Annotated in this window: 20 protein-coding genes and 1 pseudogene; 6 read left to right on the forward strand and 15 right to left on the reverse strand. The window is 69.2% G+C overall.

The window, feature by feature from the left end; genetic code table 11:
• Positions 1 to 92 precede the first annotated feature (92 nt).
• On the reverse strand, positions 93 to 1,544 hold the full coding sequence (locus OG718_RS47135; RefSeq protein WP_143633688.1) for a HAMP domain-containing sensor histidine kinase: 1,452 nt from the start codon (positions 1,542 to 1,544) through the stop codon (positions 93 to 95).
• A complete protein-coding gene (locus OG718_RS47140) occupies positions 1,541 to 2,233 on the reverse strand; it encodes a response regulator transcription factor (RefSeq protein WP_143633690.1) in 693 nt (230 codons plus the stop codon). The genes OG718_RS47135 and OG718_RS47140 overlap by 4 nt, the downstream gene beginning before the upstream one ends.
• A gap of 224 nt (positions 2,234 to 2,457) precedes the next feature.
• Between OG718_RS47140 and OG718_RS47145 the strand changes: the two genes are divergently transcribed.
• Complete coding sequence (locus tag OG718_RS47145; protein ID WP_328847068.1) at positions 2,458 to 2,871, forward strand: hypothetical protein; 414 nt, start codon at positions 2,458 to 2,460, stop codon at positions 2,869 to 2,871.
• Between the two features lie 1,226 nt (positions 2,872 to 4,097).
• Positions 4,098 to 5,501 (forward strand): chloride channel protein, encoded by a 1,404-nt coding sequence (locus OG718_RS47150; RefSeq protein ID WP_143633693.1) that lies wholly within the window; start codon positions 4,098 to 4,100, stop codon positions 5,499 to 5,501.
• A 35-nt stretch (positions 5,502 to 5,536) separates the two neighbouring features.
• Here OG718_RS47150 and OG718_RS47155 read toward each other — a convergent pair whose 3' ends face one another.
• A complete protein-coding gene (locus OG718_RS47155) occupies positions 5,537 to 6,769 on the reverse strand; it encodes a DUF2254 domain-containing protein (protein ID WP_328847069.1) in 1,233 nt (410 codons plus the stop codon).
• 375 nt (positions 6,770 to 7,144) lie between these two features.
• Here OG718_RS47155 and OG718_RS47160 point away from each other — a divergent pair, with 375 nt between their 5' ends.
• On the forward strand, positions 7,145 to 8,986 hold the full coding sequence (locus OG718_RS47160) for a glycoside hydrolase family 15 protein (RefSeq protein WP_328847070.1): 1,842 nt from the start codon (positions 7,145 to 7,147) through the stop codon (positions 8,984 to 8,986).
• 23 nt (positions 8,987 to 9,009) lie between these two features.
• Here the strand turns inward: OG718_RS47160 and OG718_RS47165 are convergent, their stop codons facing one another.
• The 8 genes from OG718_RS47165 to OG718_RS47200 form a co-directional block, all read right to left on the reverse strand.
• On the reverse strand, positions 9,010 to 10,779 hold the full coding sequence (locus OG718_RS47165; protein ID WP_328847071.1) for a cation:proton antiporter: 1,770 nt from the start codon (positions 10,777 to 10,779) through the stop codon (positions 9,010 to 9,012).
• Between the two features lie 52 nt (positions 10,780 to 10,831).
• Positions 10,832 to 11,890: a cytochrome d ubiquinol oxidase subunit II gene (locus OG718_RS47170; RefSeq protein WP_328847072.1), complete on the reverse strand. Its 1,059-nt coding sequence runs from the start codon at positions 11,888 to 11,890 to the stop codon at positions 10,832 to 10,834.
• Positions 11,887 to 13,362 carry a cytochrome ubiquinol oxidase subunit I gene (locus OG718_RS47175; protein WP_306941568.1) on the reverse strand — a complete coding sequence of 492 codons (1,476 nt, stop codon included), beginning with the start codon at positions 13,360 to 13,362 and terminating at the stop codon, positions 11,887 to 11,889. Before OG718_RS47175 ends, OG718_RS47170 begins: the two co-directional genes overlap by 4 nt.
• A 47-nt stretch (positions 13,363 to 13,409) precedes the next feature.
• Entirely contained in the window at positions 13,410 to 14,249 is an 840-nt protein-coding gene (locus tag OG718_RS47180; protein WP_328847073.1) for an SDR family oxidoreductase, read from the reverse strand.
• Positions 14,250 to 14,414: 165 nt separating this feature from the next.
• Positions 14,415 to 15,995 (reverse strand): GMC oxidoreductase, encoded by a 1,581-nt coding sequence (locus tag OG718_RS47185; protein ID WP_143633703.1) that lies wholly within the window; start codon positions 15,993 to 15,995, stop codon positions 14,415 to 14,417.
• Positions 15,996 to 16,142: 147 nt separating this feature from the next.
• A complete protein-coding gene (locus OG718_RS47190; RefSeq protein WP_143634169.1) occupies positions 16,143 to 17,051 on the reverse strand; it encodes a cyclase family protein in 909 nt (302 codons plus the stop codon).
• Between the two features lie 32 nt (positions 17,052 to 17,083).
• Positions 17,084 to 18,592, reverse strand: a complete 1,509-nt coding sequence (locus OG718_RS47195; protein ID WP_328847074.1) for a gluconokinase, GntK/IdnK-type — start codon at positions 18,590 to 18,592, stop codon at positions 17,084 to 17,086.
• A 32-nt stretch (positions 18,593 to 18,624) separates the two neighbouring features.
• Positions 18,625 to 19,047: a DUF7144 family membrane protein gene (locus tag OG718_RS47200; protein ID WP_143633706.1), complete on the reverse strand. Its 423-nt coding sequence runs from the start codon at positions 19,045 to 19,047 to the stop codon at positions 18,625 to 18,627.
• Positions 19,048 to 19,790: 743 nt separating this feature from the next.
• On the opposite strand from OG718_RS47200, the gene OG718_RS47205 reads away from it, so the two are divergent.
• Complete coding sequence (locus tag OG718_RS47205; RefSeq protein ID WP_328847075.1) at positions 19,791 to 20,132, forward strand: hypothetical protein; 342 nt, start codon at positions 19,791 to 19,793, stop codon at positions 20,130 to 20,132.
• 80 nt (positions 20,133 to 20,212) lie between these two features.
• Here the strand turns inward: OG718_RS47205 and OG718_RS47210 are convergent.
• Positions 20,213 to 20,658: pseudogene (locus tag OG718_RS47210) on the reverse strand (cytidine deaminase).
• A 328-nt stretch (positions 20,659 to 20,986) separates the two neighbouring features.
• On the opposite strand from OG718_RS47210, the gene OG718_RS47215 reads away from it, so the two are divergent.
• Positions 20,987 to 21,370, forward strand: coding sequence for a DUF6083 domain-containing protein (locus OG718_RS47215; RefSeq protein WP_143633710.1), 384 nt, complete (start codon positions 20,987 to 20,989; stop codon positions 21,368 to 21,370).
• A gap of 224 nt (positions 21,371 to 21,594) precedes the next feature.
• Here the strand turns inward: OG718_RS47215 and OG718_RS47220 are convergent, their stop codons facing one another.
• Genes OG718_RS47220 through OG718_RS47230 form a run of 3 tightly spaced genes read right to left on the reverse strand, consistent with a single transcriptional unit; the run spans position 21,595 to position 24,275 of the window.
• The gene (locus OG718_RS47220; RefSeq protein ID WP_143633712.1) at positions 21,595 to 22,608 is read right to left on the reverse strand and encodes an NAD(P)/FAD-dependent oxidoreductase; all 1,014 of its coding nucleotides are present in this window, start codon (positions 22,606 to 22,608) and stop codon (positions 21,595 to 21,597) included.
• Entirely contained in the window at positions 22,605 to 23,144 is a 540-nt protein-coding gene (locus OG718_RS47225) for an isoprenylcysteine carboxyl methyltransferase family protein (RefSeq protein WP_143633714.1), read from the reverse strand. Before OG718_RS47225 ends, OG718_RS47220 begins: the two co-directional genes overlap by 4 nt.
• Before the next feature lie 45 nt (positions 23,145 to 23,189).
• Positions 23,190 to 24,275, reverse strand: a complete 1,086-nt coding sequence (locus OG718_RS47230; protein ID WP_143633716.1) for a type III polyketide synthase — start codon at positions 24,273 to 24,275, stop codon at positions 23,190 to 23,192.
• A 169-nt stretch (positions 24,276 to 24,444) separates the two neighbouring features.
• Here OG718_RS47230 and OG718_RS47235 point away from each other — a divergent pair, with 169 nt between their 5' ends.
• The gene (locus OG718_RS47235; protein ID WP_260694908.1) at positions 24,445 to 25,311 is read left to right on the forward strand and encodes a UbiA family prenyltransferase; all 867 of its coding nucleotides are present in this window, start codon (positions 24,445 to 24,447) and stop codon (positions 25,309 to 25,311) included.
• Positions 25,312 to 25,463 lie beyond the last annotated feature (152 nt).

Genomic DNA, 25,463 nt, shown 5'->3' on the forward strand with positions numbered 1-25,463 from the left:
CGCATCGTGGTGTCCTGCCCCGGACGGTGAGCCGCGCGGGGCCATGCCCGAGGGCCGCCGTCCCTTGTCCTGCGCCGCGCCGCCGGGGCGGGTCAGCGCGCCGCGGTGTCCTCCCCGGCGGTGAGCCGCGCGATCGGGGCGGGCGGGGCCGCGGCCGGAAGGCCGACCCGAAGCAGCGCGCCACCGCGTGCGGAGCGGGCGACGGTGGCCCGGCCGCCGTGGGCGTCGACGACCCGCTGCACGATCGACAGCCCCAGACCGGATCCCGGCAACGCCCGCGCGCTGTCGGCACGGTAGAACCGGTCGAACACCCGCGGTACGTCGGCGGCGTCGATGCCCGGCCCGGCGTCGTCGACCTCGAGCACCGCCGACGCGCCCTCGGCACGGAGCCGGACCTGGACCGGCTGGTCCGCGGGGGACCACTTGCCGGCGTTGTCGATGAGGTTGAGCACCGCCCGCTCGAGCGCAGCGGGACGCCCGCTCACCCACACAGAGGTCACGTCGAGCGCGACCTCGATGTCGGGCACGCGGGAACGCGCCCGGGTCGCGGCGGCCACCACCACGTCGGCGAGGTCGAGCACCTCGGTGTTCTCGTCGCTGACGTCACCGCGCGCCAGGTCGGTCAGCTCGGCGGCAAGGGTGCTCAACTCGGCCACCTGGGCGCCGAGATCGTTGAGCAGCCGGGTCCGGCTCTCCGCCGGCAGTGCGCTGTCCAGGGTGCCGCGCCGATCGAGCCGGATCAGCAGCTCGGCGTTGAGGCGCAGGCTGGTGAGCGGGGTCTTGAGCTCGTGGGCGGCGTCCTCGGCGAGCAGCCGCTGGGCCCGCCGGGAGTCCCGGAGCGCGGCGAGCATGTCGTTGATCGACTGGATCAGCCGCCGGATCTCCCCACCGCCCTCGTCCGGGATGTCGGCGTCGAGATCCCGGGTGTGCGCGACACGTACCGCGGCGGCGGTCAGCCGGTCGATCGGTGCCAGCCCGGTCCGCGCCACGGTCCGCCCGACAAGGGCACCGCCGACCACGCAGAGCAGCCCGATCAGCAGCATGCCGAACCCGAACTGGTTGATCGGGCTGTCGTCGACGACGCGGGCCACCTGGACCGCGCCGTCGCCCGCCCGCAGCGTGTAGATGACGTAGCCCTCCTCGTCGCTGCCGTTCGACTCCAGCAGGTCGGCCGACGCGCCCTGCGCCACACGCCCGGCCTGCTCGCTGACCGGGGGCAGCGCGGGTTGGCCGGCCGGCGTCCGGACCGAGCCGTCGGGCAGGATGACCCGCACCAGCCGCCCGGATCCCGGATACGGCGGTAGCTGGACCTGCGCCAGACCTGCGCGCTCCGCGTTCGTCGCCAGGACGCGGGAGTCGGCGCGTAGCTGGTTATCGGCGGTGTCCCGCAGCTCCCAGTCCAGTAGCTCGCTGGCCACCTGGAAGGCCGCGAACACGCTGACCGCGATGGCCGTCGCCGCGATCACCGTCAGCCTGGCCCGCAGGGACCGCCGGCGCCACCATCGGGTCAGCCGGCGCGGTTCCCGGCCGGCGTGCCTGCTCACGGAGGAGTCTCCCGCAACGTGTATCCCAGGCCGCGCAGCGTGTAGATCAATCGCGGCTCACCCTCGGCCTCCATCTTGCGGCGCAGGTAGCTCACGTATACCTGGAGGTTGTTGGCGGTGGAGCTCATGCCGAAGCCCCAGATCGCCTCGAACAGCGCGTTGCGCGTCACGACCCGGGTCGCGTTGCGCACGAGGACCTGCAAGAGGGAGAACTCGGTCCGGGTCAGGCGCAGCGGCCGCGCGCCCCGCCACGCCTCGAACCTGTCGGGATCGAGCCGGACGTCGGCGAACGACAGGATGTGCGACTCCTCGTCGGTCGGCGTGCGCCGGCGCAGCAGGGCCCGCACCCGGGCCAGTAACTCCTCGGTGGCGAACGGCTTGGGCAGGTAGTCGTCGGCGCCCGCGTCCAGCCCCGCGACCCGGTCGGAGACCTGGTCACGGGCGGTCAGCATCAGCACCGGCAGATCCCGACCCGCGGCCCGCAACCGCCGGCAGGTCTCCAACCCGCCGAGGCGGGGCATCATCACGTCGAGGATCAGCAGGTCCAGCGTGTCACCGCCGGCCCCACCGACCCCGTCGAGCACGGCGAGACCGTTGGCGACGGTGCTGGTGTCGTAACCCTCGACCTGGAGCACCCGCTCCAGCGAATCCCGGATGGCCGCTTCATCATCCGCGATCATGATCCGCACGCCGGCCCGCCCCCTTCCAGTCGATGTTTTTGCCGCTCATTGTCTCCGATCAACCTGAGGACAGGATTAGAGCGTCGCTGGGGATCGCGCTCTTACGGACACCTAAGAAATGGAACCTACTACGAGCATCTGCCCCGCAGTTCGGAGTCGCGGGTGTACTGGGCGATGACCGCGGTGATACCGCGTCGGCTGACCGGGGCGACCACATCGGCCTGGCGCACCGCATGACCGGCGGGGAGCCGACGCTCGGCGCGGTGCCAGCGCGGCTGGAGGAGCGGGAACGCGAGATCACCGCACAGGCCGAGACGATGCGGGAACAGGTCGCGCAGCTGACCGCACAGCTCGACGAACCCGGCCGGGCCGCCGAGGAAGTCCGGCTCACACGCAAGACACTGCTGGGGCTGCCCGACCCCGGGCCGCCCGCGCCGCCGGCACCGAAGCTTCCGGCCTACCAGCAGATCATGGCGGTGTTCACCGCGGCCGGCCACCCGCTGCGGGCCCGGCAGATGTGCGAGGCCGTGGACCTGGCGGTCGCGCCCGACAACATCAACAACGTCCGCCTCAACCTCAAGCGGCCGGCCGGCTGCGGGATCATGATCGAGACCGAGCCAGGCCTGTTCACCCAGCCTCGGCCGTAGCCGACCGACGTCGCCACGACCTGCCCGCTCGTCCCGCACGAAACGAAGAGTCGGGCATCAGGTCTCACACCGCCCTCTGAAGGCATCTTGGCCAACGACATCGGTCGTAGAAGGCTCTGCCCCGACTGCTGGGGTGGAGCCATCGTGCGTTGGAAGGGGGATCCGCTGCGCGCGGGTTGCTGCGCGCGGGTTCGGGACCCCTTTCTGGGCTGGCACAACCGGCCCTGCGTCGGCCAAGCCTGTCCAGCCGGGACGCGTTCGGGACGCAAGGATAGGAACAGACCGACAAAGGCGAAGGGATGCCGACGCGGCATAACCCATCGGACCTGCAAAAACTTCATAGATGAGCATTGATCGGCAAGGTCCCCAAGTTCCTCAAAGGACTCGTAATCCGTCGGCCGTGGGTTCGAGTCCCACCCACCTCACCTGCGCATGCCTCTGACCTGCACAGATGTAGCGGTTCGCAGGCGTTGAACCTGGTGTGCGCGGCCTGTGCGACTGGCTGGACACCGTATTCGGGACGCTCGCAGGACGCAGGGAAACGGAATGGCTGCCTCGTAGTCCACTTGTCGGCGCTGCTCAGCGGTAGGCAGGGGGCGGCGAGGCGTGGTGGCAGACGGCTGGAGTCTGGACTCCCTTGCGAACGTCTTGGACGCAGTTCTTAGGGCAGAACATGTAGGCATCACCGTCGTCGCCGAATAGTTCGCGGCCGGCGTTGACGTAGTCGGTGAGCGCGGCCCAGATATCGGGGCACTGTGCAACATGCCAGGGCGCCAAGATCCCGGTAGCTTTCGGTGGCCGCCGTGGCGGGCCCGAGCGCGCGGTTCGGACATGCGAAGCCCCCAGCCCAGTGCTGCAATGGATTCAGCGGCAGCCTGTAACCGTATGCCGCGGCGAGCGGATGGCGAGGCCGGGACTGCGATCCACTCGGACCACGAGCGATGGACTCTCCCTGCTCGTCGATCTCGTCGACAACCGCCACCGCGGTATCCAATCGAGTGCCGTGGCAGCAGACGGGCCGCTGAGCGTGGCAGGACGAACAGCGGACCCACCAGCAGCAAGTCAGCCATGGCGCCCGCGCCGACACTCTCACCGTCCTCCGCCTCCGTGACGACATGGGCAGCAGGATCGAGCAGCTCAAACAGCTGGGCGAGCTGAGCCCAAGCGCGGCGTCGAAGGCCAGAATCTCCAGCTTCGGGCCTGTGTGACGACCGGAAAGGGAGCCTATGAGGGACCCGGATTCGCAGCCCGACGCGCCGGCCGGGAAGACACAACCCGAGGAGGCGGACCGGCTGCGTGAGTTGTTGCGCAGTCCCGGCTACCTCAAGGCGCTCGTGTTCTGTGCCCTCATCGGTGTTCCGGTGTCGCTGGTGGCCTTTTTCTTCCTCGTCGCGCTCCATCAGCTGAACCACCTCATGTGGGCGGATCTGCCGGAGGCTCTGGGCTGGGAGGCGCCGCCGTGGTGGTGGCCTCTGCCACTGCTGCTCGCCGCAGGCATTGCCGTCGGTCTTGTGGTCACCCACCTGCCCGGCGGCGGGGGCCACATCCCTGCGGGGGGACTGCACGCGGGCGGGGGCACGGCGCGAGCCCTGCCCGGTGTGATGCTCGCCGCTCTGGCCAGTCTTCCGCTTGGCGCGACCCTCGGCCCCGAGGCCCCGTTGATCGCTCTCGGCGGTGGCCTGGCGCTGCTTCTCAGCGAACTGGCCCGAGTCCCCGTTACCGCGCAGAGCACCGTTCTGCTGGGCACGGCCGGGGCCGCGGCGGCCGTTTCGGTGATCTTCGGAAGCCCGCTGATCGCGGCCGTGATGGTGATGGAAGTGGCGGGAGTGGGCGGCTCACGGCTCTTCGTCGTCATGCTGCCCGCGCTGTTGTCGAGCGGGGTCGGCGCCCTCGTGTTCACTGGGTTCGGCCGCTGGACCGGCCTGAAAGGCGACAGCCTGTCCATGAAGCTGGGCGTGCCCCTCCCGCGTCTCGACACGGGGGACGTGGTGTGGTCGGTACTCATGGCAGCGGCGATCGCTGTTGCTGTGCACCTGATCCTGGCTGGCGGGCGCTTCACCGCGCTGTTCGTCTCGAGACGTCCCCTGGCACATACAACCGCGTGTGCGCTGGCCGCCGGTGCCTGCGCCGCCGTGTATGCGCTCACCACCGGCCGGTCACCTGCGGACGTGGCCTCGTCGGGCCAGGCCACACTGAGCCGCTTGGCCGCCGATCCCCATGCCTGGGGAGTCGGCGCTCTGATCGCCGTTCTGCTCTGCACCGGCGTCGCGTACACCTTGTGCCTGGGCAGTCTGCGCGGAGGCCCGGTCTTTCCCACGCTGTTCCTGGGGGGTGCGGTGGGCGTACTGCTCGCACCTCTGCCGGGCCTGGGAGTCGTGCCGGGACTGGCCGTGGGCATGGCGGCGGCGGTGACCAGTGCCCTTCGCCTGCCGGTCAGCAGTGTGGTGCTCGTCGTCCTGCTGCTCGACAGCGTCGCCATGGTGCCCGTGATCATTCTGGCGTCCGTAGTGGCCTTCGTGACCACCCAGCTGCTTCCGCCCGGCCGTGCCGTTCCGGCAGTGGGTAAGCCCGCGGAACCGTCGACCGCGCAGTCCCCGGCCGTCGGCAAGGCCGACTCCGACGCCGGTTGAGATCGCGGCGGCGTCCGCGCGGATGACGAGGTCCTCTACCGGTGAGGCCGGGATCGGCCGCCGATACCCTGACGGTCGGGCCACTGTGCGACGGCTCGGCGGGCCGCGTCAGGGAACGCCCCGTCCACCGACTGGCGCAGGAGCTCCAACTGCGTTTCTACCGCCGGATGTTGCGCTGCCGGAAGGTTTTCGAGAAGGCCGTCGAGCAGGGCGCGCAGTCGTCGGCAGACCTGCATGGACGTTGCCCCGTAGTCACGGATCTCGGAGACGGCGAGCTGAAGGTAGTCCTCCCAGTCACGTCCGTGCAGGACGAGACGAGGCCGGCCACGGTCGTCCGCCATCACGTAGTGGTCCCGAAGTCGCGCGTTGCCGACCACGGTGAGGAACGACTCGATGTGATTGAGTACCTGAATAGCTGTCGTGGGGTCGTTGACAGCTGGGGAGAGGGCCCGGATGGCGATGTCCACGAGAATCCGAAGGGCGAAGGCGGGATCCTGTTCGATGGTGCGTTCGGCACCCAGGGCGATGAGACCGGTCATGTGCCGGGGATCTGGTGCGGACGTACCGCCGTGGACCTCGACGAGGACGGCGCCGGGAGGGACGTAGTCTCCGATGAGGTGGGGCACGACGAACGTGCAGTCGTGGCGCACCCCGGCGGCCACCAGGCCGGCCACGTCGAATGCCTGGATGGCTCCGCCGCGGGGCGAGCGGACGAACGACACCGGGTCGCGCCCCGTCACGGACTCACCGTCATTGGGTGCGGATGCGCTGACTTCCATGGCCCCGCGGGCGAAGACCCCTTCTCCCATGCGCCCGACGAGGTCGGCGATGGCCACCGGCCTGAGGTTGTGCGTGAACCGATTGAGATAGACGAGCAGGAGCAGAAGGCTGACTGCCACAGCCGCGCCGGCGAGGGTGACCCCGAGGTCTGGTACCGAGTTCGACTCGATGCTGCGCAGCAGGGAGAAAGCGAATGCGAAGGTCCCGGTGAAGGTGGCCAGGACGGTTTTCTGGAGCCGGTCTCTGTACCAGAGGCGCATATACCTCGCGGACAGTGCTCCGGTCGCCTGTTGGATGACAAGCACACCGATCGTCACGACGAAACCGAGCAGTGCCACCATCGCCCCGACGATGGAACTGAGCACACCGCTTGCTGTGGTAGCGGAGTAACGCCAGCCGCTCGGCGGCCAGTCCGCACCGTCGGCGCTGATGGCACATTCGGCGAGAATGACGCCCAGCGCCATCCCGAACAGTGGCGCGATCCACAAGCTGGCCTTTGTGTACTGTCGCAGTCGGAATACAGAGGCCCAGGACATCATGCTGCGCATGCCCGTACCTTTCCCTCGCGGCGGGCCGACGCTCCGGGGTACGGCAGCAGCATGGTGCGTCGTCGGCCGGGAGGGTCTTCGTTGCAGGTGTGTCCACCGTATGGCAATGAACCTACGCGCGCAGCGACGGCACCAGCGGTCCAGCCGCTGGATTCGTTCAGGAGGACCGACGGGACCTTCTTGCGTAGGCTGGACGGGTGAACCACTGCTACGAATCATCGTGCAGCGTTTCTGTCGTCCGGTCGACGCCCGATGAAAGAAATGGAGTTCGTCGGACCGGCCTGGAGTTCGCCCCCGGGTGAAAGCAGGCTCCTTATGAATGAATGCCCGCTGATCGAAAACCACGGCCTGATCGGTGATCTGCAGACGGCGGCCCTGGTGACCACTGACGGCACCATCGACTGGTTCTGCTGTCCGCGCTTCGATTCACCCAGTGTGTTCGGTGCTCTGCTGGACTGGGATAAAGGTGGGCACTTCACTGTCCGCCCTGCCGGCACGACGTTCGCGACGAAGCAGTTGTACTTTCCCCATACGGCCATTCTCGTCACCCGCTTCATGACGGAGTCCGGCACGGGCGAAGTCGTCGACTTCATGCCGGTGACCGGAGCCGTCGCCACAAACCGCCATCGCCTCGTCCGCATGCTGCGGTGCGTGCGTGGCAACATGACGTTCGAAGGGGACATCGCCCCCCGGTTCGACTATGGCCGCGCACCGCACGAACTGCGCATCACGGAGCACGGCGCGCTGTTCTCCTCAGAAGGACTTGAACTGGCCGTGCATGCCGTCCGTGAGCCGGAGGACGAGCGGCTGCTCAACCTGTTGTCAGGAGACAGGGATCTCCACTTCACCCTGCCTCTGCGGGCCGGCCAGCAGCGCGGCGTCGTCCTGGAGTCGTCGCCCGATGGGCCGCCCCATGAAATCCGCGTCGCGGAATTCCAGCAACTCTACGAGGAGACGATCCACTTCTGGCGGTCATGGCTCGCCCAGTCCCGCTACTCGGGCCGGTGGCGTGAGGCGGTGGAACGCTCGGCGGTGACGCTGAAGCTCATGACCTACGCGCCGAGCGGAGCCCTGGTCGCGGCCCCCACAGCGGGTCTGCCGGAGCAACTGGGCGGTGAGCGCAACTGGGACTACCGGTTCACCTGGATCCGGGATGCCTCCTTCTCGGTCTACGCCCTGCTGGGCCTGGGTTTCAAGGAAGAGGCGGCGGCGTTCATCAGCTGGCTGCGCGATCGTGTGAGGGAAGAGGCCGGGGGAAACACGGGACCGCTGAACATCATGTACCGGGTCGACGGCTCCTCCGACCTGGTGGAGGAGACTCTGGACCACTGGGCGGGGTACGAGGGGTCCGCTCCCGTGCGTATCGGCAACGGGGCCGCGAACCAGATGCAGTTGGACATCTATGGCGAGGCGCTGGACAGCATCTACTTCGCGCACCAGCACGGAATCCAGCTCGACATCAAGGGCTGGTCCGCACTGCACACGCTCCTCGACTGGCTGGTCGACCACTGGGACCAGCCCGGCGAGGGGCTGTGGGAGACACGCGGAGGGCGTAAGGACTTCACCTACGGCCGGGTGATGTCCTGGGTCGCCTTCGACCGTGCCTCGCGGCTTTCCTTGGCGAGCGGCCGTCCGGCGGCCCGTGGGCGCTGGGCGACCGAACGTGACCGCATCTACGAGCAGGTACTGACGCAGGGATGGGATCCGAAGCGGGAGGCTTTTGTGCAGCACTACGGCAGCGACGTCCTGGACTCGTCGCTGTTGCGGATGCCGACGGTGGGCTTCATCACTCCGGACGACCCGATGTGGACGTCCACGCTGGATGCGATGGACCACGAGCTGGTCAGTGACAGCCTGGTCTACCGCTACAACCCCGAAGCGTCGCCCGACGGACTGCGCGGCTCCGAAGGGACCTTCTCCCTGTGCACGTTCATGTACGTCGATGCCCTGGCACGGGCCGGGCGGACCGATCAGGCAAGGCTCGTGCTGGAGAAGATGCTCACGTACGCCAACCATCTGGGTTTGTACTCCGAGGAGATCGACCTGACAGGGCGACAGCTCGGCAATTTCCCGCAGGCTTTCACCCACCTTGCGCTGATCGACGCGGCGATCACCTTGGACGCGACGCTCAACCGGGCACGTGAGGGCGGGAGATAGCCCGGGCGGCAGCCCGTCGGGGCTCACTGTGGGGGAGGGGTGGGTCCGAGCAGTACGACGCTGTCGCCTTCTCGCGGCGTGACGGGCTCGTTGCCGGTCACCGGTTCGAGCCGGCGGTTGGCCCGGATCACGAAGAGCGTGTCGTGGTCGGCGGGCACCGGGGTGGAGGCGGGCTGGACCAGGAAGCGGGCTCCCGCCTCGTAACGCGCTGCCAGGGCGTGCCGGACGAGCGACCTGCCGAAGAGGATGGCACCGCCGGTGTAGGGAGCAACGACGCCGTGGCCCTCGTGCGGCGGGCCGACCCGGTAGACAGGGCCCTCGACGTTGTCCTGCATCACGACCGAGGCGAGCGCGTTGAAATCGTCGTCGTCGGTGGCCAGGAACACGGCGGTCACCCCTTCCAGACGTGCCCCGGGATTGGTGGCCGTGGCCAGCAGATCGCCCCTGGCCAGTTGGATTCCCGCATCCTTGATCCGTTGCCTCTCCTCGTCGAGCCCTGCCCACATCAGCACGTCGAGTCCGGCGGCGCGCAGGGCCCGTCCCATGTCGACCACCCATGGCTCGCCGCCCACCAGGAGGACGCGGGTGCCCGAGGGCTTGACGACGCCCAGCCGCCTGGCAACCGGGGCCGCGGTCAGCGCGTACAGCAGGACGGTTCCCACGATCACCAGGAAAGTGACCGGGAGGATCTTGGCGGCACCACTCTCCCCTCGGTCGACGAGGCCGGCGGAGAAGGCCGAGGCCGTGGCGGCGGCGACGATGCCGCGCGGATCCATCCACCCGATGAAAGTCCGTTCTCCCCGGGTCAGGCCCGAATGTGCCGTTGCGGCGAAGGCGACAAGGGGTCGCACCACCAGTACGAGGATCGCGATGAGGGCGAGGGCGGGGAGCAGTACGGGGACCAGGGAGGACGGGGTGACGGTGGTCGAGATGGAGACGAACAGCAGGCCGATGATCAGCTGGACCAGGGTCTCGAAGAAGGGCCGACGAGCGGGCATGTCGAAGCCGCGGATGTTGGTAACGGCCAGTCCCGTGACGATCGCGGCGATGAGTCCCGTGTCGTCCCGGACGATGTCACAACCGGCGGAAACAGCGATGACGGTCGCGAGCTGCGCCAGAGTGCCCAGCGTTTCCCCGAGCCGCAGGGTGCGCAGCGTCCACCACAGCACCGCCGCTCCCACTGCCCCGCCGATCAGACCGACCGCAAGGCTGATACCGAACTGGCCCAGCTGGTAGCCCCGGCCGATGTCGATCCGGTTGGACGACGCGACGGCGTGGAAGGTGAGAGCGCCGATGATGCCGCCGATCGGGTCGGTCAGCGTTCCTTCCCAGATGAGGATGCGTCGGACCTTGTCGTTCGGCCGCACGAAGTCGAGCAGCGGACCCACGACCGTCGGCCCCGAGACGACGAGGATCACGCCGAGCATCGCGGCCACCCGCAGCGGCATGTCGAACAAGGCGGGTGACACCGCGGCGGTGACCAGAAACGTCACCAGCACGCCGAACAGCAGCAGTCTGCCCACGATCCACCGCGTCCGACCGGTCAGGTTGCGCAGGTTGAGGCCCAGACCGGCGTCGTAGAGGATCACCGCCACGGCCAGGGACACCAGGGCGGAGAAGTTCGCCCCCATCAGCTTGTCGGGGTGGACGACATCGGTGAGGGCGCCGGCGGTGAATCCGGCGGGCAGCAGCAGGATCAGGGCGGGAACGCGCAGCTTGCTCGCCAGGATCTGTGAGCCGGTGGCGAGCACCACGGTCAGCGCGAGTCCAAGAAGGATCTGGTCGTCGGTCACAGCGCCTGCCCGCGAAAAGCTGCCCGATCGGATGGGACCGCGAGTCGGGGCATCAGGCGGTGCCTGCCGTGCCGTCACCGTCCGGGCTGTTTCCCCTGCGCAGGTCGGCGTCGGTGAGTGCTTCCAGTTCGCCGTGGGTGTCGAGCCAGTACAACAGGACGACAGCCGGCACGACGACCACCAGGGCCACCAGCGTGACGACCAGGAGCCAGGTCAGCGTGCCCGACGCGCCTGCCCCGTCGGCCACGGTCAGCGAGGTGGGGATGAGATAGGGACGCTGGGCCATGCCCCATGCGATGACACCGGAGGCGACGGCCCCGACGGCTGTGACGCGGGCCCAGTTGCCCGGTGTCCGCATCATCAGCCAGGCCGTGGCGAGCGCGGCCACGCCGGCGATGACGGCGAACACCAGCCCCGTTCCGTGGGTGAGCCCGTGCGAGACGTGAGGGGCGTCGTCAGCGAGGACGAGCAGGGTGATCACCGCGAGGACGGCCAGCACGACGAGACTGGCCAGCGCGCGCCGCCGGAAGTAGCTGATCAGATCGGAGGCTTCGAAACGGCGGGCGTCCCCGGTGAGGAAGACCGCGCCGAGGAAGGCCGTCGTCGTGATGGCCAGCAGCCCGATCATGAGCGAGGTGGGGTTGGACCACGCGTCTGCCGTTGCCTCGGTGCCGGCGGCCACCCGGCCGGAGGCGACTGCGCCGACGGCGACGCCGAGGAAGAACGGCGTCACGAGCGAGGACACGGCGAACACGGCTCCATAGAGGCGTCGGCCGACCAGCCGCCGGCTGGCCTTGCGGAAGGCGAAGCCGGCCCCACGCAGGACCAGGCCCACGGCCGCCAGCGCCAGAGGCAGCCACAACGCGGAGAACACGGTCTGGAAGAACGAAGGGAAGCCGGTCCACAAGATGACGAAGACGAAGATCAACCATACGTTGTTGACTTCCCACACGGGCGCCATGGCATGGTCGATGAGCCACCGCGGGCGCTTGCCGCGGTCCGCGCCCCCGGCGGTGAGGTCCCAGAAACCGGCCCCGTAGTCCGTGCCGCCCGCGCTGGCGTACGCGGTCACGGCGAGCAGCAGCACCACTGCGACGAGGTCGGCGGTCACGGTCGGCCGCCCTTGGACGGGGCGGTTCCGCCGTCGGTGGCGTTGCCGCCGGGAACAGGTACCCGCGGCCCGTAGGGGCCGTCCGCCTCCGGCGCGTGGGCCGGGTGCCAGGCTGCCTGCTGTTCGTCGGCGAGCCGCCAGCGGGTGCGCATCTTGAGCAGGACGCCGAGGAGCGAGCCGAAGACGAACAGGTACACCACGATCACCACTCCGAGCATGATCCACAGGGTGGTGGAACGGGTCGAGGTCACCGCCTCGGCGACCTTCATGTTCTGGTACACGATCCAGGGCTGGCGTCCCACCTCGGTGGCGATCCAGCCGCATTCGACCGCCACCACTGAGGCGAGACCCGCGCACGCCGCGCTGCGGTAGAACCACTTGGAGGCCGGAAGCCTGCGGTGCCGTAGCCAGACCAGGCCGTAGAGGAGAGCCAGCAGTACCAGGGCGGACCCGATGCCCACCATGATGTCGAAGGCCCAGTGAGCGATGGTCGCCTGCGTGGCCGTCGGCCGTTCGTCTGCCGGGACGGAGGTCAGCCCGACCACTTTGGTGTCCGGGCTGAAGCCGGCCAGGAAGGAGTCGAGCAGGGGGATCTTGATGCCGCCTGAGATGGATCCGTCAGGGTGCAGGCGGCCGAAGAGGTACTCCGGTACCCGGGTGTCGGTCTTCCAGACGATCTCCATCGCGGCGAACTTCACCGGCTGCTTGTGGAACACCGACCGGGCGATGGCGTCGCCCAGGACGAACTGCACGGGCGTGGCGATCGCGGCCATGGTGAACGGAACGGCGAAGCCGAGCCGGTGGTAGTGGTCGCGGCGCCCGCGCAGCCAGCCGACGGCGTAGACACCGGCCACCATGTATCCGGCCGTCAGCAGCATCGCCACGACGAAGTGCCAGTACTGCGGCCCGAACATCGGCGTGAAGATGGTCTTCCACACGTTCACGTCGACGGGATCGCCGTCGGCGTTCAGGGAGAAGCCCTGGGGCGTGTTCATCCAGGAGTTGGCTGCCAGGATGCCGAACGCCCCGAGCAGGGCGGTGACCGGCAGCGGCAGCCCGAGCAGGAAGTGCGTACGGGGCTTCAACCGGCGCCATCCGTACAGGTAGATGGCGATGAGCACGGCTTCGAGGAAGAACGCCCATGCCTCGACACCGAACCCGATGCCGAAGACGTCACCCCACCTGCCCATCAGGCCCGGCCAGAGCAGGCCGAACTCGAAGGAGAGCACCGTTCCGGTGATCACACCTACCGCGAACTGCACCGCCATGACGGCAGACCAGCGCCGCGCCAGCAGAAGGGCGGTGGCGTCGTTGCGGCGCAGCCCGAGGTAGTGCATGACCAAGGTGATCAGGGGGAGCGCCACGCCCAGGGGAACCAGGATGATGTGGGAGGCCAGGGTGAAGGCCATGAGTTCCCGGGCGGGCAGGAGTTGGGCTGGGGCTTCGGCCAGCAGCTGGACCGAGGGGTGCATGAGGGCCTTCACTGTCGGGGCGGCCGGCGGCGACGTACAGGAGAAGGTCAGCCGCCGGTGGCGAAGCCGGGGAAGAGGGTCATGCCGCCGTCGACGTAGAGCGTGGTGCCCACCACGTAGTCCATGAGGTCGGAGGCGAGTGCGACGACGGCGTGGGAGATGTCCTGAGGGTCGCCGATCCGCTTGTAGGGGATGAGCCGCAGCAGATCTTCGCGGGCCTCGGGTGTCTCCCAGGCGCTGCGGTTGATCGGCGTCCGGATGGCTCCGGGGGCAACCGCGTTGACCCGGATCTTGTACGGGGCGAGTTCCTGGGCGAGGGTCGCCATCATCATCTGCACGCCGCCCTTGGACGAGGCGTAGTTGACATGGCCCGACCAGGGGATGAGCTGGTGCACCGAGCTCATGCAGATGATCTTTCCGGCCGAGGAGGACACCTCTGGTACGACCCCGCGGCGCCGGAACTCCTTGGCCGCTTCCCTGGCGCACAGGAACTGGCCGGTGAGATTGACGTCGAGCACCTTCTGCCACTGCTCGAGGGTCATCTCGGTGAACGGCGCGTCGCGCTGCAGACCGGCGTTGGCGACCAGGATGTCGATCGTCCCGAACTCCTGGACCATCCGGTCCGTCATTGCCGTGACCTGGTCCTCCTGGGACACGTCCGCTTCGTACGCGGCCGCACGCACTCCGAACGAGGTGATCTCCTCGACCACTTCCTCGGCTGCGTCCCGGCCGGCCACGTAGTTCACGACCACATCGGCGCCGGCCCGGCCCAGCCCGATGGCTGTGGCTTTCCCGATACCCGAGTTGGCCCCGGTGACCAGTGCCTTCTGGCCCTTCAGAAGTTGAACCGGAATGACGCCCTGCGGTACTGATGCGGTGGAATCCACGATCCCCTGTCTCCTCGCTGCGCGGCTCCGGGGCCTGGCCGCACCCGGCCCGGCACAACGGTCAAGCAATCACCTGCCGCAGGACAGCGGGCGGTCGGGCCAGCCGCCGTTGGGCCGTCCGGCGGGACTTTTCGCCCGGTCGGACCAGCGGCACCGGACGTCAGTTCAGCCCAGGCGTTGCAAGAGGTGGTCGCCGACCCGCAGAGCGTTGGCGATGGCCGTCAGGGACGGGTTGACCGCACCGATGCTGGGGAAGAAGCTCGTGTCGACGACGTAGAGGTTGTCCAGGTCATGGGCCTTGCAATTGACGTCGAGGGCGGAAGCGGCCGGGTCGGTGCCGAAGCGTACGGTGCCCGCCTGATGGGCGGTGGCACCGATCGGCATGCCTTTGTGCAGGTAGATGCTGCGGGACAGCAGCCGGTGTTCGTGCATGCCCAAGTGACCGAGCATGCTTTGGAGTTTGTGCCTCAACCGCTTCAGACCTTCGACGTTGTTCTTCTCGTCGAGGGCGAGGTGGATGCGGGCGTCGCCGTCCACGGTGACCCGGTTGCCGGACAGCGGGAGGTCCTCGCCGCACAGCCAGAAGTCGACGGCATGATGTGCCAGCACCTCGAACGGCATGTCCGGGGCGACCGCGCCCGCCCACCGAGGGGCCTCGCCATGGATCTGCTCGGCGTCCGACTTGCCCAGCATCTGGATGCCGCCCAGCGGGAAGTCCCAGTCGTCCGCGCCGAGGTACCAGTCGTTCAGGGCCAGGGTCTTCTGGAACTGAGTGTCGTTGGGTTCCTTCGAAATGGCCATCAGAGCAAGGTTGTTGTGCCGCATGTAGAAGCGGCCGACGACGTCGGAGCTGTTCGCCAGCCCTGCGGGGTGGCGGTCGTTGGCCGAGCCGAGCAGCAGGGCCGCCGAGTTGACCGCGCCACAGGAGACGACCACGACGTCCGCCGCGAAACGGACTTCCGAGCCGTCCGTGAGTCGGCCGACGACCGCGTTGACAGTGCGCCCCGTCGGGTCCGTCTCCAGCCGGACGACGTGTGTATTGGTGATCATCTCGACGTTGGGGTGCCGCAGTGCCGGCTCCACGCAGATGACCTCGGCGTCGGACTTGGCGCGCACGAGGCAGGGAAAGCCGTCCACCCGGTTGCACCGGATACAGACGCTGGTGTGGGTGGCCCGTCCACTGCCGTCCTGGCTGAGATTGACTCCGATCGGCAGGTGGAAGGGGCGCATCCCCAGTTTCTCCAGGTCGTCGCTCAACTGCTGGATGCGCGGTTCGTGTTCCACGGGCGGATAGGCGTACTGCGCGCTCACCGGACCTTCGCCCGGGTCCTCGCCGTGCCGTCCGTGGACGAGGTAGAGGTGCTCGGCCTGGGTGTAGTAGGGCTCCAGGTCCTCGTACTGGATCGGCCAGGCCGGCGACATACCGCCGTGATGGCGGATTTCACCGAAGTCCTCGGGCCGCAGCCGGAAAAGGGCCGCCCCGTAGAACTTGGTGTTCCCGCCGACGTAGTAGTTGACCTCGGGCGGGAACTCATTGCCGTGCTGGTCGATCCAGAACTCCGGAGCCCGGTACTTCCCCTTCACGAACACGGCGGTGGAGTCCCAGTTGTCACGTTCACGCGGCAGGTGGTCGCCGCGTTCGATGAGGAGCACGCGCTTGCCGGAAGGAGCGAGCCGGTGGGCGAGCGTGCCGCCGCCGGCGCCGGTCCCGATGATGATGACGTCATAGTGGGGGGAGCCGCCCACGGCGACCACCGTCCTTGCGCTCGCGGCCCCGCCCTTGTGCCGGGGCCTGTCACTCCGCGGTGCGGAGGCCCTGCCGTCCCACCCACTCGAACGTATCCGTCCTTCCGGCGCACGGCGACCGGGGGCTTGGGCGCCTCCCTTCCGTGGTCACAGCACCGCGATCGGGTTCACGGGGGAGCCGGTGGCCGCAGTCAGCCGCAGCGGGGCGACCACACACAGGAAACTCCAGCGCCCCGCATCCGCGCAGGCCGGGGCTAGCTGCTCGAACTGGAGGTAGTCCATGAGGTGCACTCCCATGGCGTGCATGGCCAGGACATGGACAGGGAAGGCGACGTCCGCCACCGCACTGGGTGCGGTGTCGTTGTTGCCGTCGCTGCCCAGCACAGCAACCTTCCGGTCGGCCAGGAACTCCAGGGCGGTCGGGTGGAGCCCGGCCCGCGCCTGTGCCGCCTTCCACGGGCCGAGCTCCGCGCGACGGCGGCGATGGCCCACCCGGACGAGCAGCAGGTCCCCGGGACCGACCCGGACGCCCTGGGCCGCCTCGGCGGCCGTCAGGTCGCCCACGGTCACGTGGTCGCCCGGTTCGAGCCAGGGCACGCCGCGCAGCCGCGGGATGTCCAGCAGCACGCCGCGACCGACGATGCCGTCCCTGACCAGGTCCACGGAAAGAGAGCGGGCGCCCTGAGCCGTCACCGCGCTCGCGGGCACCCCGTTGTACAGCTCACCGTCGTACAGCACGTGGCAGAGCGCGTCGAGATGACTGTCCGCGTCCCCGTGCACGTTCATGGCGATGCGGTCGACGGCGAAGTGCAGTCCGTGCGTCACGGCGACACCCGCAGCGGGACCGGTCATCCGGTGAACCGCGGGCTCGGGGTTGTCGGGGCCGGGCTGGGTCTCCACCGGTGCGGCCAGCGACATCGTGCGCCCGGTCCGCGCCTCCGCGGCGGCTGCCGCGACACGTTGGGGCGTCAGGTGACGGAGTGCTCCGCGCGGATCGTCCGTCCTCGACGCGCCGCGCAGCCGCCTGTAGAGCGCCCGGAACTCCTCCGAGGTCATCGGCCGCGGAACGGCTGATGGCGTGCGCGAAGTCATGAAGACTCCCACGGTCTGAGTCCCCACCGCAGCACATGGCGGTCGCCCGGCTGCAGGACGGTGAGATCGGTACCGCTACGGAACGCGTCCGCCGGACATGACATGGCCTCCACCGCGACACCGCGGCGTCGGCGGCCGGGCTCGGCAAGCGTGTCGCCCGTGTACACCTGAACGTACCGAGTTCCTTCGCCGAGCCACAGATCGACACCTCGCAACCGGGAGGGATGTGCCAGCCGTACGAGCGCCCGGCCACGCGCGTCGCGGTCGAGTCCGGTGAAGGCGGTGTCCAGTCTGAGATCACCGATGGGGTGCTCGGTGCGGAAGTCGTACGCGGTGCCTTCGACGGGCTCCATGCCGGTCGGCAGGCCCCGATCATCAGTACGCAGCCGGTACTGGGCGGGAACAGTCAGCAGCGCGCTGTCGACCATGTCGGTGCCGACCGTCAGATACGGGTGCTGTCCCACCCCGTAAGGCGCGGGTCCGTCCCCGATGTTGGTGGCGGAAATGACGGCTTCGAGCCCGTCGGATCCCAGCCGGTACTCGGCGACGACGTCCAGGAGGAAGGGATAGCCCGGTTGCGGAAGCAGCGAAGTGCCCACCCTCACGGCTTCGTCACTGCGGGCAAGCAGGCGCCAGGCGGTCCAACGCACCAGTCCATGGATGGCGTTGCGCTTCTCCGGTTCGGTGAGCGGGAGTTGCCGCTCCGCTCCGTCGAATCGGTAGTGGCCGTCGCCGATCCGGTTGGGCCAGGGAACGAGAAGCTGGCCACGGCCTCCGGTGATGGGTGAGTCGGCCTCGAATCCGTCCAGCAGCGGCCGGCCGTCCACCTCGTAGTGGCGTAGGGCCGCACCGAGCTGGACCACGACGGCACGTTGCCCGCCGTAGCGCAGCTCCCAGTTCTCGCCCGTCGGGCTGGCGGACATAGGTTGCTCCTCGGACTGTGGGGCGTGGTATGCGGCCACCCCGGTCGGGACATCGCCTGCCGCGTGCTCCTGATGCAGCAACGACAGCACCGCGTCGACGATCGCCTCCGGCCGCTGGTCGATCTCCACCACCAGCGGATGCTCGTCGGCATCCGGTTCCTCGAGGTCCGCGAGCTGACTGTCCAGCATCCAGGCCGGGAAGAAGTGGCCCCGGCGCCTGGACAACCGTGAACGCAGCAGCTCGGGCGTGCCGTGCAGATAGACGAGCCGAGCCCCGGGTCGTCCGCCGAGGAGCCGGTCACGGTACGCCTTCTTGAGCGCGGAGCAGGTCACGATGGCCGGCCGGCGTGCTGCGGTCTCGTAGTCCATCCACGATCCGATGGCATCCAGCCACGGTGCCCGATCCGTATCGGTAAGGGCGTGACCGGCCGCCATCTTGGCGCGATTGTCCGGAGAGTGGAACTCGTCGGCGTCCCGGTGCGGCCAACCGAGCCGATCGGACAGGAGACGGGCCACGGTGGTCTTCCCGGACCCCGCCACTCCGATGACGAGCAGCAGGGGTGCCGACGGCCGGGTGGTCACGTCGCGGGCTGTCACAGCCGACGCACCGGACGTCAGCTCCTCCCGAGACCGGGAGCGGCGCAAAGGGCCCAGATGACGAAACCGTCGATGGTGAGGAGAACGAGAGCCCATACCGGGGCGTGGGGCAGCCACATGAAGTTGGCGATCATGCTGAGACCGGCCAGTGCCACACCGACGACCCTTGCCCAGGTGGCGCCCCTGAACAGGGCGAGCCCCGCGAAAAAGATCACGATCCCCATGACCAGATGAATCCATCCCCATCCGGCGAGGTCCAGCTCCCACACGTAGTTGCGGGTCGCCACGAACACATCGTCATCGGCGATGGCCGAGATGCCCGCCACCGCCATCATCAGACCACCGAAGACCATCAGGACCGCGGCAAAGACCAGCCAGCCGCTTCCGAAGCCGCTACGGGCCTCCCTACGCGTAGAACTCCCGGCAACATGACTCGCCATGGCACAAGCCTCCGTGTCGAGCGTTACGGTCCTGCGAGACAGGAACGGACACGTCCAATGTCCCTCAATCCGATCAACGGTGCACTTCGGCTGCCCTCAGACTCATCGGCACCTTCGTCCACACCCGGGCACCGATCTGGGCCATGTGCAGTACCCGGTGCGCGACAAGAGGATCCGCTTCACGGCATTGCAGGAAATACCCGCTTGTGCGGCGGAACAGAAATCCGCTGCGGACGGATTCGAGGCGTATTCGCGAGCTGGGACAACTACTCGGCACAGCCGGGTTGTTGGTGTCGAACGGTCGATTCGGGACGCGTTCGGGACGCAAGGATAGGAACAGACCGACAAAGGTGAAGGGATGCTGGCGTGGCATACCGACTCTGACCTGCAAAAACTTCATGGATGAGCATTGATCGGGAAGAGTCGCCAAGATCCTCAAAGGACTCATAATCCGTCGGCCGTGGATTCAGTCCGACCCGACTCGCTCGAGAGGCAACCAGCCACTTGGCGGCGCGTCAGGATGCCAGACGGCAAGGCGTACGCGGTGCCGGAACCGAGTTGTGATGACAGTGCTGGGTCGCCCAGACGGACAGTGCGATCGACGTCCGTGACGGGGCTGTGCCGCCCCAATCCAGTTACTCGCGATCCGGACGAAGTGCGAGGATGCATTTGTGGTGACAGATGCCGAGTGGACTCGGATTCGGAGGGGACTGCGCTTCGGGCAGGTTTTCGAGGGCACCGTCGTGAAGGTTCCTCGGCCTGGTGCGATCGGGATCTTCGTGGACATCGGACTGAGCGTCGGAGGCTTCGTCGACGTCCTGTTGCTTCCGGAACAGAGCGATGACTGGCCGACGGAAGGCACGGTTGCCGATTTCGAGATCTTGTGGGCCGATAGCCGCCAGCAGATCCGGCTGAAGCCGTCCGACTCTCGGTATCTGCGGAACAACTTCACAGACCTCATGGGACGTATCCGTCCCAACTGGTCGTCCGAGGTCGGCCAACCCGTTCCCGACCCCGGGCCTCCGACCCAAGGTGAGGTGCGGGCCGCGCTTCGATCCGACGGACTGCCGACCGACTCCCCGTGAGGTCCGGTGACGTTTCTGATCGTCGTGGCGGGAGCTGGTGCCGCATCAGGCGACGTTCGCCCTGGTTATGACCGGTGGTGTCAGCTCGTGCTGAGTGGTTCGGCTTGCTCGGTGTCGAGCTGGTGGTCGGCCCAGATGTAGCTTTCGGGAAGCAGGTCGGTGATGGAGACGGTCCGGAGGCGGTCGGCTGCCCCGACGATAACCCTCAGGGCCGGGAAGTACGGGAAGTAGTCGACAAGGACCTGGCGACACCGTCCACACGGGGGAACGACCCCCTGGTCGCGGTCGCCCACGGCGACGATCGTGTCCAGCTCGTGGGCCCCTGGGCGGCTGCCGTGCCGAGGAGAACCAACTCGGCGCAGGGGCCGCCGGTGAAGTGGTAGGCGTTCACCGCGGTGAGGATCCGGCCGTCCTGGGCACGGGCCGCGGCCGCCATGGTGTGGTTGTCGCCCCGGCATCGAGTGCGCGCGACGTGCGCCGCGGCCTGGATGAGTTCGTGGTCGACGTGATGGGTCTGCGTGGTCATCTTCTCTGCCTTCGTCAGGATCATCCGACGTTGACCCGCGTCACGATCGCGCGCAAGCGGATATCAGCTGTGTGCTTGTTCCGCGAGATGAAGTAGCGGCGGATCACGCTGTCCTCCTCCGTTTCAGGGCGATGCAAGCCTGCCTGGGGCGAGTCCCGTTGCCTCGGTGTGGCGTCGTCAACAGAGCCTGTCTGGCCGCTGCTGCTGGTGCGCGCCGGGCGTGGGCGGCCACTGCGGACCTCGACTGCCGTGGTCTGCCCGCCTGGCCGCAGGTTTCCCGTCCGATAGGCACCGTGCGGCAGGCGCGGATGGCACGCACGCTCCACATATGGGGGCTGACGAGGTGCCGCAGTTGGGCGGCAAGCAGAGGTTCACGTGCCTGTTCTGCGGACTGTCGCAGGATCGGGTGCCGACGCTGGAGCAGGACTGGGTGCTGTTGGAGCCGGGCGTGGATGTTCTGGCACACCTGGTGCCGGCCGAGTATCGGTGGATCGGGCTGTCGGACGGTCGGGTGACGGTGTACGCGGTGTGCCCTCCGGACAGCTCGCAGCGGTGCCGGATCGAGCATCGGCTGGCCTGTCCGGGGCAGCAACTGCCGGACTTGTGGCCTTGGTTGACGGCATTGCGGGGGGAGAACGCGCGCCGGGCCGAGCGGGAGGCGAACGCGGAGCCGCCTGTGCCGGTGGAGGTGGAGTTGCCGGACGTCGGGTAGTGACGATGCTCCGGGTCGGCCTGCACGGGGCCGTTCCAGGGGGTATCAGGACGCCCCCGCATCGGACTCCGGCGCGAGGGCGTTTCGCACATCAGGGCCGACTGCTCCCGGACGTTGCGGAGGATGTCGTGGCGGCCCAGCCCGTCGGCGTTGCCGGTGCACTGCAGTCATCCTGTGCAGACTCGGCAGGCAGGTTCGGAGCGGTCTCCGGGGCCGGCCCACCTCTACTGCAGTGCGTGGACCGCGGCTGAGAACACCGGGGGCATCCGGGATGCTGCGGGGACGATGAGGCGGGCGGTGCCAGGTCGGCGGCCGGCGGCCAGCAGGGCTCCGGTCAGCAGTCGGTGGCGCCGGGTCAGCCGGGTCCAGGCGCGCTCGTACGCGTCCGGTCGCCCGGCGGCCAGGCAGCGGACGGCGGCCCCGGCCGTCGCCAGTGCGAGGGCGATGCCCTCGCCGGTGAGGGCGTCCAGATAGCCCGCGGCGTCGCCGACGAGCAGGACCCGCCCGGCGGTTCTGCGCCGCACCCGCTGCCGCAGTGGTCCGGCGCCGCGTACCTCCGTCGCGGCCGTTCCGCGCAGCGACGCGGTGAGAGCGGGGAAGGCGGCCAGGTGCTCGTCGTACCCGCGACGGCTGCGGCTGAGGATCGCGACTCCCACCAGGTCGTCGGCGACCGGCGTCACATAGGCCTCGCCGTGCCGGGACCAGTGGACCTCCACGAAGTCCGTCCACGGTTCGACGCGGTAGTGGCGGCGCAGCCCGTAGCGGCCGTGGGGGCGGTTCGGCAGTTCCAGCCCCAGGCCGCGGCGCACCGGGGAGTGCAGGCCGTCGGCGGCGATCAGCCAACGGGCCGTGGTCCCGGCCGCGGTGACCGAGTCCGCGCTCTGGTGTACCGCGCCGACCTTGCCCGGCAGCATGCGCACGCCGAGGTCGAGCGCGCGCCGGTGCAGTGCGGAGTGCAGCGTCGTACGGCGGATCCCCAGCCCGCCGCGGCCGCGGAAGGACGCTTCGGCGAAGGTGGCGCCGTCCACGTAGCGGATGCCGCGCAGTTCGCGGCCACCGGCGTCGACGCCCAGTGCTCGCAGCGCGGCGACTCCGCCGGGCATGACGCCTTCTCCGCAGGCCTTGTCCACGGGCGAGGTCCGGGGTTCGACGACGACGGCCTCCAGACCGGCGAGCGCGGCGTGGATGGCGGCGGCCAGACCGGCTGGTCCGCCGCCGGCCACCAGTACGTCGATCACGCCGGAGCGGGTGTGGTCGAGGTGGTCGCGGTGGCGAGCGCCCGGTTCTCGCAGCGGATGCGTACGGAGAGCAGCGCGGCGTTGAGCACCGTGAACGCGGCTGCGGTGACCCACGCGGTGTGGACCAGGGGCAGCGCCACGCCTTCGGCGACGACGGCCACGTAGTTCGGGTGCCGCAGCCACCGCCAGCGGTAGGGGCCGCCGGTCACCAGTGGCAGGCCGGGGACAACGATCACCCGGGTGTTCCAGCGGGGTCCCAGGGTGTGGATGCACCACCACCGCAGCGCCTGGGAGGCCGCCAGCACGGCCACCATCGGCCAGGCCAGGGCGGGTACGAAGGGGCGGTCGGCCAGCCACACCTCGGCCGGGCAGGCGATCAGCAGGCCGGTGTGGAGGGCGACCATCGCCGGGTAGTGGCCCTGCCCGGTCACGGTCGCGCCGCGGGCGGCGCTCCACCGCTCGTTGCGGCGGGCGACGACGAGCTCGGCGACGCGCTCGCCGGCGACGGCCGCCACCAGGAGTCCGTACCAGATCATGTGTCCGATGTCCTTCGTGTTCTTCGTGGCCTTCGACGGTTCGAACTACCAGCGCAGCAGGACGAGTTCGCAGGCGAAGCCGGGGCCCATCGCCAGCAGTACACCCGGCGTGCCCGGCGGCGGGCGGCGTTCGGCCAGGGTGTCGCGCAGTACGTGGAGCACCGACGACGAGGAGAGGTTGCCCACGTCGGCCAGGTGACGCCAGGTCACATCGAGTGCCTCGTCAGGCAGGCCGAGGGCTTCGGTGACGGCCTGGAGGACCTTGGGGCCTCCCGGGTGGCACACCCAGGCGGTCACGTCCTTCGGCTTGATCCCGTGGTCGCCGAGGAACCCCTCGACGTCATCGGCGAGGTACTGGCGCACCACATCGGGGACCCGGGGGTCGAGGACGACCTTGAAGCCGGAGTCCTTGATGTCCCAGCCCATGACGCGCCCGGTGTCCGGATACAGGTGGCTGCGGGTGTCCACGATCGTCGGGCCGGCGCTCTCGTCCCGGCGGCCGGGGCGGGCGGGACGGCCCGGGCGGTTCGCGCCGCAGGCGACGACCGCGGCGGCGCCGTCGCCGAACAGCCCGGTGGCGACCAGGTTGGCCATGGAGGCGTCGTTGCGCTGGAAGGTGAGCGAGCACAGTTCGACCGACAGCAGCACCGCGACGTGGTCGGGCCGGCCCAGCAGGTAGTCGTGCATACGGGCCAGGCCGGCGGCGCCGCCGGCACAGCCCAGGCCGAACAGGGGCAGCCGTTTGACGTCCGGCCGCAGTCCGAGGCGGCCGGCCAGCCGGGCGTCGATCGAGGGGGTCGCGATGCCGGTGACGGAGGTGAAGATCAGCAGGTCCACGTCGGCTGCGGACAGACCGGCCATGTCCAGTGCGTCCCGGACGGCCTTGGTGCCCAGGTCGGTGGCAGCGGCGATGAAGACGTCGTTGGCGGCGCCGAATCCGTCCAGTTCCCCGTACCGTTCGAGCGGCAGCGTCATGTGTCGCGAGCGGACCTTCGCGCTGCGGTGCAGGCGGTCCAGGACCCGGCGGTCGGCGCCCTCGGGCAGACAGGTGCGGGCCACCATGTCGGTGATCTCGGACTGGGTGCGACGGTGCGGTGCGAGGGCACCGTGAACGGCGGCGATCCGCGTCATATGGTTCCCGTCCGGTTACCGGCTCTGGTGAGTTGCCACCCACTGTGGTGAGTTGCTCCCCACGTGTTCCCCGGCTCGGGACGTCGACACCATGAATCGCCCGTCCGGCCGTTCCTCCCGGGGGCGTGTGCTCCAGCCGGATGGGGCCCTGGCGCCTACGATCGGCCGGGTGGGCACTCCCGAGCAGTTTACGGGCGGCCCGGCCGCGAGTTGGGCCGGCCGGGTGGGCGGCCTGGCCGGATCATGTCACCCCGGGCCTGTCGTGGCGGTCACCGCGTTGATGGCTGCTCTGGCCGTCACCGCCGGTCAGAGCCTCGCGCGTTGCGTCCTGACCGCAGCAGCCGTGCTGACCGGGCAGCTGTCCGTCGGCTGGTGCAACGACGCGTTCGACGCGCGTCGGGACATCGCCGTCGGCCGCCGCGGCAAACCCGTCGCCGACGGCACGGTCGGTGTGACCGAGGTGTGGGTGGCCGCGTATGCAGCGCTGGCGCTGTGCGTGCCGCTCTCGTTCGCCTGCGGCCTGTGGGCGGGCGCCGTTCACCTGACGGGGGTGGCGGCGGCGTGGGCGTACGACCTGCGGCTCAAGGCGACTGCATGGTCCTGGGTGCCGTACGCGGTGGGTTTCGCCGCCCTCCCGGCGTTCGTGGCGCTGGGCCTGCCGGGACAGCCGTGGCCCGCATGGTGGGTCGTCACCGCCGGGGCGTTGCTGGGAGTCGGGGCCCATCTGGGGGACGTACTGCCGGACATCCGCGGGGATCTGGCGACGGGCGTACGGGGATGGCCGCACCGGCTGGGCCCGGACGGCGCGCGGCTGCTGCTGCCGGTGCCGCTGGTGGCCGCGTCCGCGGTGCTGGTGCTGGGGCCCGCCGGACCACCCGGCCGGTGGGGAGTGGCGGCGCTCGCGGTGGCCCTCCTGGTCGCGGTGGCAGGGACGGTGCTGGGACGGGTCCGGGAACGGGCGGCGTTCGCGGCAGCGGTCGCCGTGGCGGTGGTGGACGTGGCGCTACTGCTGCTGCGCGGTGACGGAATCGCCTGACCGCGCCGCCTCACCGACCTGCCCCACCGGCTCCGTTCTGCGGCGTCGTGGACGTGGTGCTCGGCCGGGTCGAGCGCGTGATCGCGGGAGCGTGACGCGGCTGGTGTGCGGCGGCATGTGGGGGGATCGCCGTATTCCGTCATACGGCGCGC

Source organism: Streptomyces sp. NBC_00258 (assembly GCF_036182465.1).
GTDB lineage: Bacteria > Actinomycetota > Actinomycetes > Streptomycetales > Streptomycetaceae > Streptomyces.

Bases quoted from the DNA above. Each gene is read 5' to 3' on its own strand.
- OG718_RS47145 (WP_328847068.1), top strand. From the start codon at position 2,458: ATGACCGGCGGGGAGCCGACGCTCGGCGCGGTGCCAGCGCGGCTGGAG.
- OG718_RS47150 (WP_143633693.1), top strand. From the start codon at position 4,098: ATGAGGGACCCGGATTCGCAGCCCGACGCGCCGGCCGGGAAGACACAA.
- OG718_RS47160 (WP_328847070.1), top strand. From the start codon at position 7,145: ATGAATGAATGCCCGCTGATCGAAAACCACGGCCTGATCGGTGATCTG.
- OG718_RS47175 (WP_306941568.1), bottom strand. From the start codon at position 13,362: ATGCACCCCTCGGTCCAGCTGCTGGCCGAAGCCCCAGCCCAACTCCTG.
- OG718_RS47190 (WP_143634169.1), bottom strand. From the start codon at position 17,051: ATGACCTCGGAGGAGTTCCGGGCGCTCTACAGGCGGCTGCGCGGCGCG.
- OG718_RS47200 (WP_143633706.1), bottom strand. From the start codon at position 19,047: ATGGCGAGTCATGTTGCCGGGAGTTCTACGCGTAGGGAGGCCCGTAGC.
- OG718_RS47215 (WP_143633710.1), top strand. From the start codon at position 20,987: ATGGGGGCTGACGAGGTGCCGCAGTTGGGCGGCAAGCAGAGGTTCACG.
- OG718_RS47225 (WP_143633714.1), bottom strand. From the start codon at position 23,144: ATGATCTGGTACGGACTCCTGGTGGCGGCCGTCGCCGGCGAGCGCGTC.
- OG718_RS47230 (WP_143633716.1), bottom strand. From the start codon at position 24,275: ATGACGCGGATCGCCGCCGTTCACGGTGCCCTCGCACCGCACCGTCGC.